Origin of the sequence: Micromonospora sp. NPDC049114 (assembly GCF_040648635.1) — a bacterium.
GTDB lineage: Bacteria > Actinomycetota > Actinomycetes > Mycobacteriales > Micromonosporaceae > Micromonospora.
Map to the genome: position 1 here is coordinate 481,048 of NZ_JBEZEA010000002.1, position 19,700 is coordinate 500,747.

General features: G+C 72.4%; 17 protein-coding genes. 10 read left to right on the forward strand and 7 right to left on the reverse strand.

Annotated elements, in window-relative coordinates; translation table 11 throughout:
- Positions 1-28 precede the first annotated feature (28 nt).
- The 4 genes from AB0B39_RS09855 (at position 29) to AB0B39_RS09870 (ending at position 3,573) form a co-directional block, all read left to right on the forward strand.
- The gene (locus AB0B39_RS09855) at positions 29-1,042 is read left to right on the forward strand and encodes a YafY family protein (protein WP_357574039.1); all 1,014 of its coding nucleotides are present in this window, start codon (positions 29-31) and stop codon (positions 1,040-1,042) included.
- On the forward strand, positions 1,039-2,007 hold the full coding sequence (locus AB0B39_RS09860) for a sigma-70 family RNA polymerase sigma factor (RefSeq protein ID WP_357574040.1): 969 nt from the start codon (positions 1,039-1,041) through the stop codon (positions 2,005-2,007). Before AB0B39_RS09855 ends, AB0B39_RS09860 begins: the two co-directional genes overlap by 4 nt.
- Positions 2,008-2,121: 114 nt before the next feature.
- Positions 2,122-3,006 (forward strand): alpha/beta hydrolase, encoded by an 885-nt coding sequence (locus AB0B39_RS09865; protein ID WP_357492328.1) that lies wholly within the window; start codon positions 2,122-2,124, stop codon positions 3,004-3,006.
- Between the two features lie 114 nt (positions 3,007-3,120).
- Entirely contained in the window at positions 3,121-3,573 is a 453-nt protein-coding gene (locus AB0B39_RS09870; RefSeq protein ID WP_007461315.1) for a DUF5709 domain-containing protein, read from the forward strand.
- 65 nt (positions 3,574-3,638) lie between these two features.
- Here AB0B39_RS09870 and AB0B39_RS09875 read toward each other — a convergent pair whose 3' ends face one another.
- Positions 3,639-5,222: a DHA2 family efflux MFS transporter permease subunit gene (locus tag AB0B39_RS09875; RefSeq protein ID WP_357492330.1), complete on the reverse strand. Its 1,584-nt coding sequence runs from the start codon at positions 5,220-5,222 to the stop codon at positions 3,639-3,641.
- A gap of 334 nt (positions 5,223-5,556) precedes the next feature.
- Here AB0B39_RS09875 and AB0B39_RS09880 point away from each other — a divergent pair, with 334 nt between their 5' ends.
- Positions 5,557-6,390 (forward strand): helix-turn-helix transcriptional regulator, encoded by an 834-nt coding sequence (locus AB0B39_RS09880; protein ID WP_357574041.1) that lies wholly within the window; start codon positions 5,557-5,559, stop codon positions 6,388-6,390.
- Here AB0B39_RS09880 and AB0B39_RS09885 read toward each other — a convergent pair.
- Complete coding sequence (locus tag AB0B39_RS09885; RefSeq protein WP_357574042.1) at positions 6,352-7,215, reverse strand: AraC family transcriptional regulator; 864 nt, start codon at positions 7,213-7,215, stop codon at positions 6,352-6,354. The genes AB0B39_RS09880 and AB0B39_RS09885 overlap by 39 nt on opposite strands.
- A 50-nt stretch (positions 7,216-7,265) precedes the next feature.
- Between AB0B39_RS09885 and AB0B39_RS09890 the strand changes: the two genes are divergently transcribed.
- Positions 7,266-7,688, forward strand: a complete 423-nt coding sequence (locus AB0B39_RS09890) for a DUF2000 domain-containing protein (RefSeq protein WP_357492336.1) — start codon at positions 7,266-7,268, stop codon at positions 7,686-7,688.
- Between the two features lie 95 nt (positions 7,689-7,783).
- Complete coding sequence (locus tag AB0B39_RS09895; RefSeq protein WP_357492338.1) at positions 7,784-9,394, forward strand: ricin-type beta-trefoil lectin domain protein; 1,611 nt, start codon at positions 7,784-7,786, stop codon at positions 9,392-9,394.
- A gap of 64 nt (positions 9,395-9,458) precedes the next feature.
- On the opposite strand, the gene AB0B39_RS09900 is transcribed toward AB0B39_RS09895, so the two are convergent.
- Together AB0B39_RS09900 and AB0B39_RS09905 are read right to left on the reverse strand one after the other, a co-directional pair.
- Complete coding sequence (locus AB0B39_RS09900; RefSeq protein WP_357492340.1) at positions 9,459-11,993, reverse strand: ABC transporter permease; 2,535 nt, start codon at positions 11,991-11,993, stop codon at positions 9,459-9,461.
- Positions 11,990-12,748, reverse strand: coding sequence for an ABC transporter ATP-binding protein (locus tag AB0B39_RS09905; protein WP_357492342.1), 759 nt, complete (start codon positions 12,746-12,748; stop codon positions 11,990-11,992). The genes AB0B39_RS09900 and AB0B39_RS09905 overlap by 4 nt, the downstream gene beginning before the upstream one ends.
- 147 nt (positions 12,749-12,895) lie before the next feature.
- Here AB0B39_RS09905 and AB0B39_RS09910 point away from each other — a divergent pair, with 147 nt between their 5' ends.
- The 3 genes from AB0B39_RS09910 to sthA all read left to right on the forward strand — a co-directional run bounded on the left by AB0B39_RS09910 (position 12,896) and on the right by sthA (position 16,256).
- Positions 12,896-14,098, forward strand: coding sequence for a histidine kinase (locus tag AB0B39_RS09910; RefSeq protein ID WP_357492344.1), 1,203 nt, complete (start codon positions 12,896-12,898; stop codon positions 14,096-14,098).
- A complete protein-coding gene (locus AB0B39_RS09915) occupies positions 14,095-14,733 on the forward strand; it encodes a response regulator transcription factor (RefSeq protein ID WP_357492346.1) in 639 nt (212 codons plus the stop codon). The genes AB0B39_RS09910 and AB0B39_RS09915 overlap by 4 nt, the downstream gene beginning before the upstream one ends.
- Before the next feature lie 119 nt (positions 14,734-14,852).
- Positions 14,853-16,256, forward strand: coding sequence for a Si-specific NAD(P)(+) transhydrogenase (sthA, locus tag AB0B39_RS09920; RefSeq protein WP_234583724.1), 1,404 nt, complete (start codon positions 14,853-14,855; stop codon positions 16,254-16,256).
- Here sthA and AB0B39_RS09925 read toward each other — a convergent pair.
- The 3 genes from AB0B39_RS09925 to AB0B39_RS09935 all read right to left on the reverse strand — a co-directional run bounded on the left by AB0B39_RS09925 (position 16,253) and on the right by AB0B39_RS09935 (position 19,560).
- Positions 16,253-16,651, reverse strand: coding sequence for a MerR family DNA-binding protein (locus tag AB0B39_RS09925; RefSeq protein ID WP_357574043.1), 399 nt, complete (start codon positions 16,649-16,651; stop codon positions 16,253-16,255). The genes sthA and AB0B39_RS09925 overlap by 4 nt on opposite strands.
- 107 nt (positions 16,652-16,758) lie before the next feature.
- Positions 16,759-18,171, reverse strand: a complete 1,413-nt coding sequence (locus AB0B39_RS09930; protein ID WP_357492351.1) for an endo-1,4-beta-xylanase — start codon at positions 18,169-18,171, stop codon at positions 16,759-16,761.
- Positions 18,172-18,204: 33 nt separating this feature from the next.
- Positions 18,205-19,560 (reverse strand): PHB depolymerase family esterase, encoded by a 1,356-nt coding sequence (locus AB0B39_RS09935; protein ID WP_357574044.1) that lies wholly within the window; start codon positions 19,558-19,560, stop codon positions 18,205-18,207.
- Positions 19,561-19,700: the final 140 nt, after the last annotated feature.

Below are 19,700 nucleotides of genomic sequence, written 5' to 3' on the forward strand. Positions count from 1 at the left end.
GGCACACATCGCTGGCATGGTGGAGGCCATGTCCGACACCCCCGCCCGACTGCTGGGCCTGCTGTCGCTGTTGCAGACGTCCCGGGAGTGGCCCGGCAGCGAACTGGCCGCCCGGCTCGGCGTCAGCCTGCGCACCATTCGCCGCGATGTCCAGCGGCTGCGCGACCTCGGCTACCCGGTGCAGGCGACGATGGGCGTGATCGGCGGCTACCGCCTGGTCGCGGGCAAGGCGATGCCACCACTGTTGCTCGACGACGAGGAGGCGGTGGCGATCGCGGTCGGTCTGCGGACCGCCGCCGGTCACGCGGTGGCCGGTATCGAGGAGGCCTCGGTACGGGCGCTGGCGAAGCTCGAACAGGTGCTGCCGTCCCGGCTGCGACAGCGCGTCAGGGCGCTGGGGGCGGCCACCGAACCGCTGCTCACCTGGGGTCCGCCGCCCGTCGACCCCGAACACCTGAACGCCCTGGCAGCCGCCGTCGACAGCCGCGCGCAACTGCGGTTCACCTACCGCCGTCGCGACGGCGTGGACGGCGAACGGCTCGTCGAGCCGTACAAGCTGGTGTCGGCGGGCCGGCGCTGGTATCTGGTGGGCTACGACAACGATCGCGCCGACTGGCGGATCTTCCGGGTGGACCGGATCACCGACCCGCGGGTCACCCGGACCCGGGTCGCCGCCCGTCGGCTGCCGGCCACCGACGCGGCGTCGTTCATGGCGGAGAAGCTGCTCGAGCTGACGCCCGTCCACCGGGCGGTGGTGACGCTGCACGCACCGGTAGAGCGGGTCGCCGGCCCGCTCGGCGGCGCCGGGGTCGACCTGGAGCCGATCGACGCCACCTCGTGCCGGTTGCGCAGCGACGCGGACACCCTGGAGTGGCTGGCCTGGCGCCTGCTGACCCTGGGTTGCGATATCGAGGTGCACGAGCCGCCGGAGTTGATCGCGTACCTGCGGCAGATCGGGGTCCGGGCCACCCGCGCCGCCGGCCCGCAGGCTGCGGAGACGGGCCGCCCCGGGGGCACGCCGGTCCGCCGTACGCTTGAATGAGCAGAAGCGTTCAGAACGGGCGGTTCGGGGAGGAACTGGACGTGACGCAGGGTGATGCGGAGCTGGTCGCGCTCGCGCAGGCGGGAGACGCGGCGGCGCTCGGTGCGCTGCTGACCCGTCACGAGGCCGGAATGCGGGCCGTGGCGCTGGGCGTCCTGGGCTACGGGCCGGACGCCGAGGACGCGGTGCAGGACGCGATGGTGACGGCACTGCGGCGCATCGGCGAGGTCCGCAACCCGGCCGCCGTCGGCCCGTGGCTGCGCACGATCGTGCGCAACAACGCCCGGACGACCCGGCGCGGGCCGCGCACCCTCCCGGTCGCCGAGCCGGAGTGGTTCGCCCAGCCCGCTACCAGCCCCACCCCCGAGGAGGCCCTGGACTCCGGCGCGCTGCGCGACTGGGTGTGGCACGCCATCGGCGAGCTGTCCGAGCCGGACCGGCTGGTCACGCTGCTGCGGTACTTCAGCGACGCCTCCTCGTACGAGCAGATCGCGACCGTGTGCGGCGTGCCGGTCGGTACCGTCCGCAGCCGCCTCAGCCACGCCCGTCGGGCCCTCGCCGGCGGCCTGCGGACGGCGGCGACCACCGCGCACGCCGATGTCAGCGCGGCCGGCGACGCCCGCTGGCGTGAGGGCCGCGACATGATCGCCACGGCGATGCGGGGCGACTTCGACCGGGTCGTGCACGAGAGCTGGTGGCCGCACGCCGAGATGGTCGTGCCGGGTGGGCCCCGCGGCGGCCGTGACCTGGCGATCCGCGGCATGACCACCGATCTGGAAGCCGGGGTACGCCAGCGGCTGCGCAACGTGGTCGCCAGCGGCGACGTGCTGATCTGGGAGACCGACCTGATCAGCCCGCCGGACGACCCGGAGCACTGCCCACCCGGCGCGCTGTGGTTGCAGCAACTGCACCGGGGCCGGGTCCGCCGGATCACCCTCTTTCACCCCGTCCCGGCGCTGGTCTGACAGAACGTTCGCCGACCGAGCGAACTTTCTCCTCGACCCGTGCATCTGGTCCGTGTCAGTCACCAGCCGCGCGGCGGGCACACGCCGCGCGGGTCACGGATCGGGAGATGATTCATGGGTTCCACAGGCCACGACGTCGACGCCCTCGCACCGGGCACGCACACCTTCACCGTTGACGGCGTCCGGCAGGTCTACCACGTCGCCGGCAGCGGCCCGGTGTGTGTGGCGCACTCCGGCGGCCCCGGGATCGAGTGGGCCTACCTGCGGACGCCGGGCCTCGAGGAGCACTTCACGATGGTGTACGTCGAGCCGGTCGGCACCGGCGCGTCGGGTCGGCTCGACACCGTCGACGACTATCGCCTCGTCACGTATGTCCGGTTCCTCGACGCCGTCATCGCGCACCTCGGCGAGCCCCGGGTGTACCTCCTCGGCCACTCGTACGGCGGATTCGTCATCCAGCGGTACGCCCTGGACCACCCGGACCGGGTCGCCGGCCTCGCCCTGTACGACACCTCACCCGTCACCGGCGCCGACTTCTGGGCCGAGGCGATGGCCAACCTCGCCGCGTACCCGCAGCGGCACCCGGACCGCCCGGAGGCGGCGGAGATCCCGGCCGCCTTCGCGCAGATCGGGGCCGCCACCGACGACGAGTCCCTGGGAAGCGCCCTGCGCGCCGCCCTTCCGGTGTACTTCGCGGACTTCTGGGGTCGGCAGGCCGAGTTCGTCCCGTTCCAGGCGGCCGTGCGGATCTCGGCGGCGCCGGCCGGCGCGCAGGACCCCACGCCCTTCGACGTACGCGACCGGCTCGCTGAGATCACCGTGCCGGCCGTGGTGATCGTCGGCGCGTACGACTTCATCTGCGGCCCTCGGTACGCCGAGGAGCTGCACGCGGGCCTCAAGGACTCGCGCCTGGTGGTGCTGGAGCGCAGCGGGCACTTCGCGCACGTCGAGCAGCCGACGGAGTTCACCGACGCCGTTGCGGAGTTGCTGAAGCGCTGAGCGCGCGCCGCGCCCCGAGGTCCGTTCGTCACAGCGGGCAGACCCCGGGGGGCGGCGGCGTTGGACGGTCATAGGCTTGGCACTTCGCTGCGCCGTGACGAAGGAGATACCGCCGTGAGCCAGACGGATTCCGTCGACGAGTGGAACGTGGCCGAGGACGACGGGGTGCTGGACGCCTCCGACACCCTGGACGACGACCGTGTCGGCGACCCCCTCGACACCGGCATCGTCGCCGCGGACCACTGGACGGCGGCGAACCGGTTCGGCACCACCCCCGCCGAGGAGCGGGCGGGCGAGTCGCTGGATCAGTACCTCGCCCAGGAGGAGCCGGACGTCGACCCGTACGCCGAGGGCGGCGACGACGAGGACGAGCTGACCCGCCGGGGGTACGAGACCGAGGCGCGCGCGGGCCGTCTCGTCGAGTACGACGAGGGCGTCCGCGAGGACGACGAGGCCGAGTCGGTGGCGTGGGACGCCGGGATCGACGCGGGTGCCGCCAGTGCCGAGGAGGCGGCGGTCCACGTAATCGAGGACCCCGACGGGCCGGGCGACGGTCCGCTGCGCTGATCGACACACCGCCGCGCTCGACACCACGATGGGTGCCGAGCGCGGCGGGTGGTCGAGCGCGTCGGTCAGTGGATGACGACCGGCGCCTTGGCCAGCTCGGCCTGCTCGTCGCCGAGCGGCTGCGCGGGCGTGCGCCGGCGCGGCAGCAGGGCGGCCGGGATGAACGTGGCCAGCACCAGCGCGAACGCCACCCAGAACGTGTGGGCGAACGACCGCGCGGCGAAGTCGAGACCACGTTCGATGATCGACGGATCCACCGGCATCTGCTGGAGCAGCTCCGGCCGCTGCTGGGCGGCGATGGCCAGCCCGGCCTCGGTGATCGGCTTGCCGCTCGGGTCCACCGCGCCGGGGATCGGCCGGGAGCCGTTCAGCTCGTTGGTGAGGATCACCGACATCACCGCGGCGCCGACCGAACCGCCGATCTGCTGGAGGATGTTGACGAGCGTCGAGCCGCGCGCCACCTCCTGTGCCTGCAACGTCCGCAGCGCCGAGGTCATGATCGGCATCATCGTGCCGCCCATGCCCAGGCCCATCACGAACAACGACCCACCGAGCAGCCAGTACGAGGTCTGCGCGTCGACCTGGGTGAAGCCGAAGAAACCGGCGACGATCAACGCCAGCGCGAACGGGACGGTGCGCCCGATGGGCACCCGGTCGGCGAGCGTGCCGGCGATCGGCATGGTGATCATGGCGCCGAGGCCCTGGGGCGCCATCAGCAGGCCGGCGGCCAGCGTCGACTCGCCGCGCACCTGCAGGAAGTAGCTCGGGAACAGCAGGCCGGCGCCCATGAACGCGATGATGAACACGAACAGCGTCACCGAGGCGATGGTCAGGTTGCGGTTGCGGAACAGCCGCAGGTCGAGCAGCGGGTGCCGGGGCTTGAACGAGTAGAGCACGAACGCCACCACCAGCGCGCCGCCGACCAGCATCGGGGCCCACACCTTGGTCGCGGAGAAGGTGCCCGCCTCCGGCAGCGACGAGACGCCGTAGAGGAAGAGCGCGAGGCCCGGGGAGAGCATCAGCATGCCGAGGAAGTCGAAGGACTCCGACGGCTCGGGGGCGTCCTTCGGGAGCGCCAGCTGCGCGTAGATGAGGGCGACGACACCGATCGGCAGGTTGATCAGGAAGATCCAGTGCCAGCTCGCCGTGTCGATCAGCCAGCCGCCGAGGATCGGGCCGCCGATCGGGCCGAGGAGCATCGGGATGCCGAGGACCGCCATCAGCCGGCCGATCCGGTGCGGCCCGGCCGCGCGCGTCATGATCGTCATGCCGAGCGGCATGAGCATGCCGCCGCCGAGGCCCTGAAGGACGCGGTAGCCGATCAGTTGGCCGATCGAGTCGGCGGTGGCGCAGAGGCCGGACCCGATCGTGAACAGGGCGAGCGCCACCATGTAGAGGCGCTTGGTGCCGAACCGGTCGGCCGCCCATCCGCTGAGGGGGATCACCGTGGCCAGGGCGAGCGTGTAGCCCGTCATCGTCCAGGCCACCCGGGCGTAGGACGCGTCGAACTCGGTCTGGAACGTGGGCAGCGCGACGCTGACCACCGTCACGTCGAGGATCGACATGATCGCGCCAAGGACGACGACGCCCGCCACCTTGAGCACCGCGGCGTCGAGTTTGTCCGATGTCGCGACGGATTGCTGTGTCACTGACTCTCCTGAGGTCGGTTGATCCGGCGGAAGGTGGGCGGTGGCGGCGTATGCCACGCCGACCAGGCGCGGGACGCGACGTGCCGGGGCGACGACGCGCGGAGGCAGACTATCCGGGGACTGTGACGGATTGCGGCCGGATTTCGTGACGACCACGTGGCGGAACCGATCGGCCGCCCGATTGGAACCGGTAGTCGGGGTGTCGATCAGCCGGCGGACCGACCCGGCACGGGAACGTCCGCGGAACAGCGCGGCCGGCCCCGGCTGTTGCACCCGACGTGCCGGTGCACCGCCGGCCCACACCGATCCACCCCGGGTGGCAGAAGGAGATGCCGTGGACCGCGCCCAGCTCGCCAGCTTCCTGCGCACCAGACGTGCGGCGCTGCAACCCGAGGACGTGGGTCTGCCCCGGGGTCAGCGCCGACGCACCGGTGGCCTGCGGCGCGAGGAGGTCGCCGCGTTGAGCGGTATGTCCACCGACTACTACAGCCGACTGGAGCAGCAGCGCGGGCCGCACCCCTCCGAGCAGATGCTGGCCGCCCTCGCCCGCGGCCTGCGGCTGTCGCTCGCCGAACGGGACCACCTGTTCCGACTCGCCGGTCACGCCGTTCCGCACCGCGCCGTCCGGGCCGACCACGTCAACCCCGGGATGATGCGCATCCTCGACCGGATGCACGACACTCCCGCCCAGGTGGTGAACCACCTCGGCGAGACGCTGGTGCAGACCGCGCCGGCCATCGCCCTGCTCGGCGACGAGACCCGGTACACCGGGCTGGCGCGCAGCGCGCACCACCGCTGGTTCACCGACCCGGCGGCGCGACAGCTGCACCCCGGCGACGACCACGAGACGCAGAGCCGACTGTTCGTGGCGCACCTGCACGCGTCGTACACCCGCGACGGCCGGGGCTCGCGGGCGGCGACGCTCGTCGACGACCTGCTGGCTCGCAGCCCGGAGTTCGCCCGCCTGTGGCGGGAGCACCCGGTGCCCGACGCCCCCTGCCCGACGAAGCGTCTCCGGCACCCCGAGGTGGGCCCGCTGGAGCTGCACTGTCAGACGCTCGTGGATCCCGACGGGTCCCAGACGCTGCTGGTCTTCACCGCCGCGCCCGGGTCGGAGAGCGACGAGAAGCTACGCCTGCTGTCCGTCATCGGCGGCCAGCTCGTCTGATCGCGGCCGGCTCGCCAGGAGCGCGCGCGGGGCCGCGTAGCGGGACGGGCTGACGCCCAGGTGCCGCCGGAAGTGGCGCGTCAGGTGCGCCTGGTCGAAGAACCCGGCCGCGACGGCGACCTCGGCGGGGCGCTGCCCCGCGAGGAGCAGACGGCGGGCCAGTTCGACACGACGACCGGTCAGGTACGAGTGCGGCGGCAGCCCGTGCGTGTGGGTGAACGTCCGGACCAGGTGGGTCGGGTGGGCGTGCAGCAGCTCGGCGGCCTGGCGCAGCGTGAGGCCCTCGACGGTCCGGGCGTCCAGCAGCTCGCGTAGTCGTACGGCGAGGCCGGGCGCGGCCGGCGGGTCGCCGGCCGGGGAGCGCGGGCGCAGCCGCTGGCGCAGCCGGTCCAGGATGAGCGCGAGCCGGCTGTCGGCCTCGAACTCGTCCCCCGGCGCGGCGAGCACCCGGTGCAGGTGGTGGATGCGGTCCCGTAGGCGCGGATCGGCCAGGTCCGGCCGGTCGACCGCCGGACCGACGAGCGCGGCGTCGAGCGCCGTGGTGTCGAGGTACAGGACCCGTTTGCGAAAGCCGTTCGGCGTGGCGGCCCGGCCGTCGTGCGGCACGTGCGGCGGCAGCAGCGTGACCGACGTGCGCAGCGCGCCGTGGCGGTGCCGGTCCAGGTCGAAGCGGACCGCGCCGTCGTCGACGATCAGCAGCGTCCACACGTCGTGGGTGTGCAGGGGGTACGCGTGATCCGGGAAGTGGGCGTGGAACACCTCGGCGACCCCGGCGACAGCGGGTCGCCACGCGCTGACCTGTGCGCCGGTCGGTCGGGTGACCACGCTAAGAACGTACAAGAACGGCCGGGCGCCGGGCGGGCAGGCTCGACGGCATGACCGAACCGATCCGTTTCCCCACCAAGATCGCCGTGCTGCTCCGCAACGACCTGGCGGGCTGGCAGCGGCTGAACGTCACCGCCTTCCTGGTCAGTGGTGTCGCGAGCACCGAGCCGGAGTTGCTCGGTGAGGAGTACCGCGACGCGGACGGCACCTCGTACCTGCCGATGTTCCGTCAGCCGGTGCTGGTCTTCGCCGGTGACCGGGCCACCCTCACCGCCGCGCACTCGCGGGCGCTCACCCGCGGGCTGCGCCTGGCGATCTTCACGTCCGAGCTGTTCGCCACCGGCAACGACCGGGACAACCGGGCGGCGGTGCAGGCGGTCGGCCGGGAAGAGCTGGACCTGGTGGGGCTGGCCCTGCACGCGCCGCGCGCCGTGGTCGACAAGGTCCTCAAGGGCGCGGCCATGCATCCGTGAGCGCACCGTCGCGGCGAAGACATTGATATCAATGGGTACGACTGTAATGATTAACACACTTTACAGTTGTCTTCGCCGCCCGGAAGGACCCCGACATGGCGCGACGATTGGCCGGGCTCGCGCCCCGCCACCCCCGTACCAGGTTCGCCGCCGCGCTCGCCGCGGCCCTGCTCGCCGTGCCGACCGGGCTGTTCGTCGGCGCCTCCCCCGCGACGGCCGCCACCACGGGCGCCATCACGGGTTACGGCGGCAAGTGCGTCGACGTGGCCGCAGCGAACCCGGCCAACTCCACAGCCGTGCAGCTCTACACGTGCAACGGCTCCACCGCACAGCAGTGGACGGTGGCCGACGACGGCACGATCAGAGCCCTGGGCAAGTGCCTCGACATCGCCGCCGCCAGCACCACCAACGGCGCCCGGGTGCAGATCTACGACTGCAACGGCACCGGCGCGCAGCAGTGGTCGTCCAGCGCCGGACAGGTGGTCAACCCGACCTCGGGCAAGTGCCTCGACGCGACCGGCCCCAGTTCGGCCGACGGCACGCCGTTGCAGATCTGGAGCTGCACCGGCAGCGCCAACCAGCTCTGGACCCTGCCCAGCGGTGGCACCACTGGACCGCCGTCGAGCGGCTTCACCCACCCCGGGGTGCTGGTCAGCCGCGGCCAGCTCGACTTCGTCCGGGGGCGGGTGCAGGCGGGCGCGCAGCCGTGGGCGGCGGCGTACAACCAGATGATGAGCAGCCGGTACGCCTCGCTCTCGCGCACCCCGGCGCCCCGCGCCGTCGTCGAGTGCGGCTCCTACTCCAACCCGAACAACGGCTGCACCGACGAGCGCGAGGACGCCATCGCGGCGTACACCGACGCGCTCGCCTGGTACCTCACCGGTGACTCCCGGTACGCGCAGAAGGCGATCCAGATCATGGACGCCTGGTCGGCGACGATCACCTCGCACACCGGCAGCAACGGACCCCTGCAGACCGGCTGGGCGGCCTCGACCTGGCCCCGCGCCGCCGAGATCATCAAGTACACCTACGGGAGCTGGCCCAACGCCAACCGGTTCGCCACCATGCTGCGCACCGTCTACCTGCCGGTCGTCCGCAACGGGTCGAACAGCAACGGCAACTGGGAACTGACGATGATGGAGGCCGCCGTCGGCATCGCCGTCTTCCTGGAGGACCGCACCGCCTACGACGCGGCGGTCACCCGCTTCCTCAACCGCGCCCGCGCCTTCATCTACCTGCCCAGCGACGGCGCGCTGCCGTACACCGTGCCCGGCAGCGGCCTGGACACCAGCAGCGAGATCATCGGCTACTGGCAGGGCCAGTCCACCTTCGTCGCCGGCCTCGCGCAGGAGACCTGCCGGGACTTCGTCCACACCGGGTACGGGATCTCCGCCATCTCGCACGTCGCGGAGACCTCGCGCATCCAGGGCCGCGACCTGTACCCGCAGGTCGGTGAGCGGCTGCGGCAGGCGCTCGGCCTGCACTCGCGCTACCAACTCGGCGAGGCGGCACCCTCCTGGCTCTGCGGCGGCACCCTCACCCGGGGCCTCGGCCCCGTCACCGAGGTCGGCTTCAACGCGCTGAGCAACCGGCTGGGCAATGTCATGACCAACACGCAGACCCTCACGCTGCAACAGCGACCCGCCGGCACCAACAACCTCTTCGTCGCCTGGGAGACGCTGACCCACGCGAGCAACCCCAACTGACCGCGCCGCGACGGGCCGGCGCCGAGACCCTCTCGACGCCGGCCCGCCCCGCACCTGGGCGCGCTCAGCCCTCGACGCCCAGCGCCACCACCGGGCTGACCCGCGACGCCCGCCGCGCCGGCAGCACGCCGGCCAGCGCGGTCAGCCCGACCAGCGCCGCGAAGAGCCCGACCAGCGACAGCACCGGCAGCGACAGCGGCGCGTTGAGCCCGAGCGCCCGCACCGCCAACCAGGCGTACGGGACGCCGAGCAGCAGACCGAAGCTCGCCCCGATCACCCCGTAGAGACCGGACTCGACGGTCAGCATCGTGCGCAGCCCCGCCCGGGACAGGCCGACGGCGCGCAGCAGCCCGGATTCGCGGACCCGCTCGACGACCGACAGCGCGGTCGTGGAGCCCACGCCGACCACAGCGATCAGCACGGTCAGGCTGACCAGGCCGGCAGTGATCCAGACCAGGGCGTTCAGCACCGCGTCGTTGCGGTCCCGCTCGTCGGCGAGCACCCCGATGCCCAGGCCGGCGCCGTTCCCGATCGCCTGCCGCAGCGCCCGTACCCCGGCGGTACGACCGTCCTCACCCGCCCGCGCCGCGTCGGCCAGCAGACCGGTGTACGCCGTCGGCCCGCCGATCCGGTCCAGGTCGGCACGGTCGACGACGATGCCCGCGTACAGGGGGCCACGGTCGGGCAGGACCGCCGACACCCGTACGTCGACAGTCCGCCCTTCGCGGGCCAGTGTGACGGTGTCACCGGCCCGCAGCCCGGCGTCGCGGGCGACCCAGTCACCGAGCACGACCCGGCCGGGTCCCCGGTCGGCGAGGGTGCCCTGCGCCACGTCCAGGGCCGCGGTGGTCGGCAGCGCCGACATGTCGAGGTCGGTCGTCGAGTACCCGGACTCGCCGTCGCCGAGCCGATCGGCGCCCCGCATCAGCGCGACGTCGTGGACCATCCGGTACGGCACCACCCGGGTCAGCGCGCCGCTCGCCGCCCGCGCCCTCGTCACCACGGCGACCGGCAGGGTGGCACCCTCACCGGAGGACACCTCGAAGTCGGCCGGCGCGGACAGCGCCATGTCCCGATCGGCGACGACCCGCATCGACGCTCCGCCGATGACCACCCCGGAGATCAGGGTCACGCCGAGCGCGACCACGACGGAGACGGCGGCGGCCCGCCGGGGCGTGCCACCGATCCCGCCGACCGCCAGCCGCCCCAGCGGCCCGACCTGGCGCAGCGGCCAACCCGCCACGGCCAGCACCGGGCGCACCAGCAGCGGCCCGAGGGCGACCAGGGCGAAGAACGCCAGCGCTCCCGAGGTGACCAGCAGCAACAGCGGCGTGCTCGGGTCGTAGGACTCCTGGCCCGGCGTCGGCAACCGCCGCACCGCGACGACGCCGGCCAGCAGCGCGCCGAGGACCAGCAGCCCGCCGGACACCAGACGCGGCGCTGAAATGCCGCGCCGCCCGGCGGTCACGCTCGCCGCCCGCAGCGCCTCCAGGGGCGAGACCCGGGCGGCGGAGAACGCCGGCGCCAGGACCGCCACCACGGTGAGGACCACCGCGCCGAGCACCACGGCGACCGCCGCCCCCGGCGACAGGCCGGGCGACGAGACCGCCATGCCCGAGGCGCGCAGGACCACGGGGAGGACCTGCCCGGCGGCGAGGGCGCCGACGACCCCCACGACACCCGCTACCAGCCCGGTCAGGGCGCCCTCGGCGGTCAGCGCGACCACCAGTCCGCTGCGGCCCGCGCCCACCGCCCGCAGCAGCGCGAGATGCTGCATCCGCTGGGCGAAGACGATGCGGAACGTCGAGGTGACCACCAGCGCCGCGGCGACCACAGCGACCGCGACGAACATTCCGACAAGCGCGAACAGTCTCCCCACCTGCTCGGCCGCCGCGTCGGCCTCGGCGTCACGCACCTCGGCGCCGGAGCGCACCGGCTGATCGGCCGGGACCACCGCTGTCACCCGGTCACGAACCGCCTGCGCCGTGCCGGCAGTCGCACGCAGGTCGATCCGCTCCACGGTGCTCAGGTGACCCCAGGCGACGACCGCGTCGTCCGGGGCGTACGCGTTGTAGCCGTCGTCGTCGGGGGTGTCGACCAGGCCGGTGACGGTGAGCGGGGCGCCGGTGGTGAGGTCACCGCCCGTGCCGGTGGTCACGGTCCCGACCGCCAACCCCAGCCGCTCGACCGTACGGCGGGTCACCGCGATCTCGCCGGGCCGGTCCGGGTAGCTGCCCTGGACCAGGCGGACCGTGGCCAGCGGGCCGGCGCCCGGGTCGCTGCGCAGGTTGAGGTAGCCCCCGGCGAGGGAGACACCGAGCGTCGTCCGGCCCACCGCCTCGGTGACACCCGCCACGGCGCGGACGGCACGCAGCGCCGCCACGGTGGGCGGGGGTTGCTGCGGGTCGCCGATGACCAGGTCGGTGGCGGCCGGCGTGCCACTGAGGTTGTCCCGCGCGGTCCGTTCGGTGATGTCCTGCGCCAGGACGGTGCCGAAGACGACGAACGACGCGACGAGGATCGCCAGGCCGGTCAGGATCAGTCGCCCCGGGCGTCGGGCCGCGGCGCTCACCTGGGTACGCAGCACCGTGGCCCTCACGCGGGAACCGCCAGCTCGCGCAGCGCGTCGGTGACCGAGCCCTGGTCCGGTTCGTCGATCTCGCCGGCGACCCGGCCGTCGGCGAGCAGCACCACCCGGTCGGCGTACGCGGCCGCGATCGGATCGTGGGTGACCATGACGACCGTCTGCCCCAGGTCGCGTACCGAGTCGCGCAGGATGCCCAGGACCTCCGCCCCGGAGCGGGAGTCGAGGTTGCCGGTCGGCTCGTCGGCGAAGACGACCTCGGGCCGCGACACCAGGGCCCGGGCCAGCGCCACCCGCTGCTGCTGGCCGCCGGAGAGTTCGCTGGGCCGGTGCCCGAGCCGCTGCCCGAGGCCCAGCACGTCGACGAGGCGCGCGAGCAGGTCACGGTCGGGTTCGCGACCGGCGAGGTCCAGCGGCAGGGTGATGTTCTGCGCGGCGGTCAGCTGCGGCAGCAGGTTGAACGACTGGAAGACGAAGCCGATCCGGTCGCGGCGCGCGCGGGTCAGCGTGCGGTCGGACTGACCGGTCAACTCCGTGCCGCCGAGCAGGACCCGGCCGGACGTGGCCGTGTCCAGGCCGGCGAGGCAGTGCATCAGCGTCGACTTGCCCGACCCGGACGAGCCCATGATCGCGGTGAACTCGGCCCGGCCGAAGCCGACCGAGACGCCGTCCAGGGCGCGGACCGCGGTGTCGCCGCTGCCGTACACCTTGACCAGGTCGACCGCGGCGACGGCGGCCTGCCCGGTCGGCGGCGGGGCGTGGGTTGTCATGGGTTCCTCCAGGGGCTGCGATGTGACAGGGGAAGCCTCGCCCGCGCCGGGTGGGAGCCGCATCGGCCCGCGGTCGGGGAACGCCCGCGCCGGGTCTGTCTTTCGGCCGATCTGCCCGCGCCGGTCGTCTGGCTACGCTGGGTCACGATGAACGCGCCGGGATTCTCGACATGGTGGGTACGCCTGGGTCAGCTCGCCGGTCTGGCGGCGCTGGCCCTGCTCGGTGCCTTCGACCTGCGGTACGGCCTCTACAGCGGGGCGAGCGCTGCCGACGCCCTGCGCGCCCTCCTGCAGGTGGGGTTGGCGTTGCTGACCGCCGTGGTCTGGCTGCCCGTGCACCGGCAGGGGTCCCGAACCCTGCCGCTCGCGGCGCTCGCGCTCGGCACCGTCTCACTCGCTGTCACCTTCGGCTTCCTGGTGCTCAGCGCGAGCGGCAGTTATCTGCTGGGCGGCAGCTGGGGGCTGGCCGAGTCCGCCGGGATGATCGCTGTGGTGTTCGTGGTGACCCGGTGGGCCGCCGCGCGGCTCGCGCCGTGGGCGGCGGTGCTCGTCGCGCTCGCCGCCGCCGCGCTGCCGCTGCGCGCCGGCGCCGACTACGTCTACGTGATCTTCGGGCTGCTCCAGGCGCTCGCCGCGGTTGGCGCCGCCGCCGTCGGGATCTACCTGCGCGTCGTCGCCGCCGGGCGGGAGCGGGCCATCGCGCTGGTACGGGCCGAGCAGCGCGCCGAGTTCGCCCGCGACCTGCACGACTTCATCGCCCACCACGTGACCGGCATCGTGGTCCAGGCGCAGGGTGCCCGGTTCGTCGCCGAGCAGGACCCGCAACGGGTGATCGTCGCCCTGGAGCAGATCGAGCGGGCCGGCGCCGAGACGATGGCCTCCATGCGACGGATGGTCGGCGTCCTGCGCAATCCGGACGCCCCGCCGGACGCGCCGCTGGCCCCGCTGGCCGGCGTGGCCGATCTCGCACCCCTGGTGGAGGGCCACAACGACACCACCAACGCGCCGGCCCGGCTGTACGTCGACGGCCCGCTCGACGAGCTGCCGGTGGAGGTGTCGACCTCGGCGTACCGGGTGGTGATGGAGGGGCTCACCAACGCCCGCCAGCACGCCCCGGACGCCCGGTCGGTGGCCGTGTCCGTGCGTCGTACGCCGGACTGGCTCCTGGTCCGGGTCGCCGACGACGGCGCGACCCCGCGTACCGCTCCCGCCCGGGGGCACGGCTTCGGCCTGCTGGGCCTCACCGAGCGGGTACGCGCCCTCGGCGGCACGATCACCGCCGGGCCGGGGATCTCCGGCGGCTGGGTGCTCGACGCCGCGTTCCCGCTGCGGTCGGCGGTGACCCGATGATCCGGGTGCTGATCGCGGATGACCAGGCGATGGTCCGCACCGGCTTCGGCATGATCATTTCAGCGCAGCCGGACATGGCGGTGGTCGGTGAGGCCGCCGACGGGGTCGCCGCCGTCGAGATGGTCCGGCGGCTACGCCCGGACGTGGTGCTGCTGGACATCCGGATGCCCCGCCTGGACGGCCTGGAGGCGTTGCGGCTGCTCGCCGGGCCGGGCGTCGCCGACCCGGTGCGGGTGGTCGTGGTGACGACCTTCGACCTCGACGAGTACGTGCACACCGCGCTGTCCAACGGCGCCTGCGGGTTTCTCCTGAAGGACTCCGGCCCGGCGCTGCTCGTCGAGGCGGTCCGCGCTGCCGTCTCCGGTGACGCGCTGATCAGCCCGTCCATCACCGTACGACTGCTGGAGCACCTCAGCCCGCCCACCGCGCCGCGCGACGACGCCGGCCTGTCCCCGCGCGAACTCGACGTCGTGAAGCTCGTCGCCCGGGGCCTGACCAACGCGGAGATCGCCGGTCGGCTCTTCATCGCCGTCGGCACCGTCAAGACCCACCTCGCCAGCGTGCAGACCAAGCTCCCGGCCCGCAACCGTGTCGAGATCGCCGCCTGGGCCTGGGAACGCCGCCTCGTCGGCTAGGCCTCTTTCGCAGGAGCTGGCCGGCCTGCGGCGAACGGCGGTGTCCGCGTGGTGGCAGACAAGTAACGCTCGCGTCCGGACTCTGGCGTCGACGGCGACATCTTGCGACGCTAGCGATCGTGTATGACTACGACCTGTTGGTGCTGGGCTCCGGACCCAGCGGTCAGAAGGCCGCGATCGCCGCCGCCAAGCTCGGCAGGCGGGTCGGCATCGTGGACCGCCGCGACATGATCGGCGGGGTGTGCATCAACACCGGCACCGTCCCGTCCAAGACGCTGCGCGAGGCCGTGCTCTATCTGACCGGCCTGAGCCAGCGCGACCTGTACGGCAGCAGCTACCGGGTCAAGGAGGAGATCACGGTCAGCGACCTGGCCGCCCGCACCCAGCATGTGATCACCCGACAGACCGACGTCATCCGCAACCAGCTCGCCCGCAACCGGGTCGCGATGATCACCGGGACCGGACGCTTCGCGGACGCGCACTCCATCTGGGTCGACGCCGGCTCCGGGCGCGAGTCGAAGGTGACGTTCGACAAGGCCATCATCGCGGCCGGCACCCGCCCGGCCCGCCCGGACAGCGTCGACTTCGACGACCGGACCATCGTGGACTCCGACGGCGTCATCAACCTGCAGGCTGTCCCCCGCAGCATGGTCGTGGTCGGCGCCGGTGTGATCGGCATGGAGTACGCGTCGATGTTCGCCGCCCTCGGCACCAAGGTGACAGTCGTGGAGCGCCGCGAGCGGATGCTGGAATTCTGCGACGAGGAGATCGTCGAGTCGCTGAAGTACCACCTGCGCGACCTGTCGGTGGCGTTCCGCTTCGGCGAGGAGGTCGCCGCGGTGGAGAAGCACCAGACGGCGGCGCTGTGCATTCTCAAGAGCGGCAAGAAGATCGTCGCGGACACCGTCATGTACTCGGCCGGCCGGCAGGGCCAGACCGACGACCTGGCGTTGGAGGCGGCCGGGTTGCAGGCCGACCGGCGCGGCCGGATCGCTGTCGACGCCAACTACCGCACCCCGGTCGACAACATCTACGCCGTCGGCGACGTGATCGGCTTCCCGGCGTTGGCGTCCACCTCGATGGAGCAGGGCCGGCTGGCCGCGCAGCACGCCTGCGGCGAGCCGATCCGGGAGATGCACGGCCTGCAGCCGATCGGCATCTACACCATCCCGGAGATCAGTTTCGTCGGCCAGACCGAGGCCGAGTTGACCGACGCGTCGACGCCCTTCGAGGTGGGCGTCGCGCGCTACCGCGAGCTGGCGCGCGGCCAGATCGTGGGCGACTCGTACGGGATGCTGAAGCTGCTCGTCTCCCCCGAGGACGGCCGGCTGCTCGGGGTGCACGTGTTCGGCACCGCGGCGACCGAGATCGTCCACATCGGTCAGGCGGTCATCGGCTGCGGCGGCACGATCGACTACCTGGTCGACGCCGTGTTCAACTATCCGACCCTGGCCGAGGCGTACAAGGTGGCCGCGTTGGACGCGTCCAACAAGATCCGCAACATCACCCGCATCGACGGTTAGCCCGGGACGCCGACGTCCACCAGCTCCGTGAGGTGGGCGCGGTAGTTCGGGCAGGTCGAGATGTCCTCGTGCGTGCAGTCCAACCCGGCCTTCAGCAGATCGAGCGCCGACCGCAGCACCGCCATCCTGGCGTGCAGCGCGCTGTGGTTGCGGCGCAGAACGTCCTTGCGGGCGGCCGGGTCGTGCGCGGCGAGGAACGCACCGATGTCGGGCGGTGACAGGCCGGCCTGCTTCGCGCGCAGGATCGAGGCCACCTGCTCGACGACCCGGCGCGAGCCGTCGACGAGGCCCGCCGGGTCCTCGCACCGGGCGGGCGGGCCGTGCTGCTCGGCCAGGACTGGGACCTGATCGCCATCGACTCGGACGAGTCGGACACGACCCGCCGTCTCGTGCACGCCAAGGCCGACTCGCTCCCGTCGCCGCCCGGAGATAGCGGACTCGACCGGGACGTGCCGGCCGGTGCGGAGGGTCCGGGCCGACCTCCGCACCGGCCGGGGCTCCGTCAGCCCGCCGCGCAGGTCGGGCTGAGGCTGCCGGCGGTGCCGTTGCCCTGGAACCCGAACTCGGTGGACTGTCCCGCGCCGACCTGACCGTTGTACGACACGTTTCTCCAGGTCGTCGTGCCGGTGCTACCGCTGTTGGTGGCGCTCCAGGCGTTGGTGACCGTCGCGCCGGACGGCAACGCGATCGTCACGGTCCAACCGTTGAGCGCCGACGAGCCGGCCGTCACCCGTACGTTCGCCACGAAGCCACCGGTCCACTGGTTCACCGTCACCGTCGCGGTGCAGCCGCCCTGCCCCGGAGGCGGGGTCGTGGGCGGAGGAGTGGTGGGCGGCGGGGTCGTGGGCGGCGGAGTGGTGGGTGGAGGGGTCGTGGGCGGGGGCGTGGTGGGTGGCGGGGTGCCGTTGTTCAGCGCCGCGAGGACCGCGTCGTACGCGGCCTTCTTCGAGCCGTCGTTGTTGAACAGCAGCGGGGTCTGCGAGGACCGCCACGAGTCGCTGTCGCGGATGCCCCACACCGTGATCCCGTTGCAGCGGGCCACCGCGAGGCAGTCCTCCGTCACGCTGCGGTAGGTGTTCGCCGGAGCGCCCTGGATGTCCAGCTCGGTGATCTGCACGTCCACGCCCAGCGCCGCGAAACTCGACAGCGTGGTGCGGTAGTTGCTGACGTACGGCGAGTCGCTGTTGAAGTGCGACTGGAAGCCCACGCAGTCGATCGGCACACCACGGGACTTGAAGTCCCGCACCATGTTGTAGACGCCCTGGGTCTTGGCCCAGGTCCAGTTGTCGATGTTGTAGTCGTTGTAACAGAGCTTCGCGCCCGGGTCGGCGGCGCGGGCAGCGCGGAACGCGGCCTCGATCCAGTCGTTGCCGGTGCGCTGCAGGTTCGAGTCGCGGCGTCCTCCGGAGTTGCCGTCGGCGAACGCCTCGTTCACCACGTCCCAGGAATAGATCTGTCCCCGGTAGTGGGTCACCACCTGCGTCACGTGGTTGAGCATCGCGTTACGCAGCGCGGTGCCCTCCATGCCCTGCATCCACCCCGGCTGCTGGCCGTGCCAGGCCAGGGTGTGACCGCGTACCTGCATGCCGTGGCTGCGCGCGTGGTTGACGATCGGGTCCGCCTGGGAGTAGCGGAACTGGCCCTGCTGCGGCTCCGTCGCGTCGATCTTCATCTCGTTCTCGGCCGTCACCATGGTGAACTCGCGGTTCAAGATCGTGGTGTACGTGCTGTCCGAGAGCTTGTTCGCGGCCACCGCCGTACCGAAGTAGCGGCCCTTCTCCGCCGCGGACGCGCCCAGGGTGGTCCCGGCGGACGCGGGCGTCACCAGGACCATTGCCATGCCGGCGGCGAGAGCGCCCGCGCCGGTCAGCGCGATCGCGGCTCTCGATGCCGCCTTCCATTTCGTTCTGCTCATCGTGCGACTCCGTTTGTCGATGGTGGTGGGTGGTCAGGAGACGGCGCAGGTGGCCCCGTTGAGCGCGAACGACGACGGTTTGCCGGTGCCGCCGGTGTGGGTGGCCTGGAACCCGATCTCGACCGACGCGTTCGGCGCGATGGTGCCGTTGTAGGAGACGTTGCGGGCGGTGACCGCTCCGCTCGTCGGGGAGTAGGTGGCGTTCCAGCCGTTGGTGATGGCCTGGCCGCTGGGCAGCGTGAAGGTCAGCGCCCACCCGTTGACGGCTGCGGTCCCGGTGTTGGTGATGATCACGCTCGCGGTGAGACCCGAGTTCCAGGCGTTGACCGTGTATCCGACGCGGCACGCACCCGCACCCGGCGGCGGCGTGGTCGGCGGCGGAGTCGTCGGAGGCGGCGTCGTGGGCGGAGGCGTGGTCGGCGGAGGCGTGGTCGGGGGCGGCGTGGTCGGGGGCGCCGTCGTCGGGGGCGGCGTGCCGTCCAGCCCGAAGAAGCGGATCACCTGGGCCGCGTCGACGGGGATGTTGTGCGTGACGCCCTGCATGCTGATCGCCTCGACCGGCGCCATCGGGCCGCTGCTGCCGTACCGGGTGCGGGTGTACCCGGACTGCGGGGAGTCGGTGTACGTCGGGGTCTGGCTGAGACCGTGCACGTTCGTCCACTGCTTGATCTGCTCGCCGAAGTTCGGGTAGCGCAGCGTCTCGTCGCTGGTGCCGTGCCAGATCTGCATCCGCGGTCGCCGGCCGGTGTAGCCGGGGTACGCCCCGCGGACCAGGTCACCCCACTGCTGGGCGGTCTTGATGGACTGCCCGTTCGCGCACTCGCTGTTCCACTCCGAGGTGCCCCCGGTGGCGAAGCAGGCGAACGGCACCCCGGCGAAGGACGCGCCCGCCGCGAACACGTCCGGGTAGTCGCCGAGCATGACGTTGGTCATCATCGCGCCCGACGAGGTGCCGGTGGCGAAGACGCGGTCCGGGTCGGCGGAGTACCGCTGCTTCACGTAGTCGATCATCGAGATGAGCCCGACCGGGTCGCTGCCGCCACCTCGGCGCAGCGCCTGCGGCGAGGCCACGTCCCAGCACTTGCTGCTGCGGGTCGCGGACGGGTAGATGACGATGAATCCGTACCGGTCGGCGAGCGACGCGTACTGCGTGCCGGAGTAGAAGGCGGGGCCCGTCCCGGTGCAGTAGTGCAGGGCGAGCAGGATTCCTGGCCGGGATGCGACCCGGTCCGGGACGTACAGGTGCATCTGGAGGTTTGTGGGGTTGTTGCCGAAGCCGGTCACCTGGGTGAGCGTCGCGGCCGACGCGGGGCTGGCGAACGTCAGCGCCGCGGCGGCGACTGTCGCGACCGCCGCGAGGACGCCGAGCAGCCTTGTCTTCAGTGTCATGGTTCGCGATTCCTCGGGAGAATGGCGCATGGAAGGGGGGTGAGTCGAGGACTGCCCTTCGCCCGACCGTGACCGCGGCTCGCGTGACCGATGTCAGCTTCGATCGAGCGCACTCGATTGTCAAGGTTCCCGGAAACCTT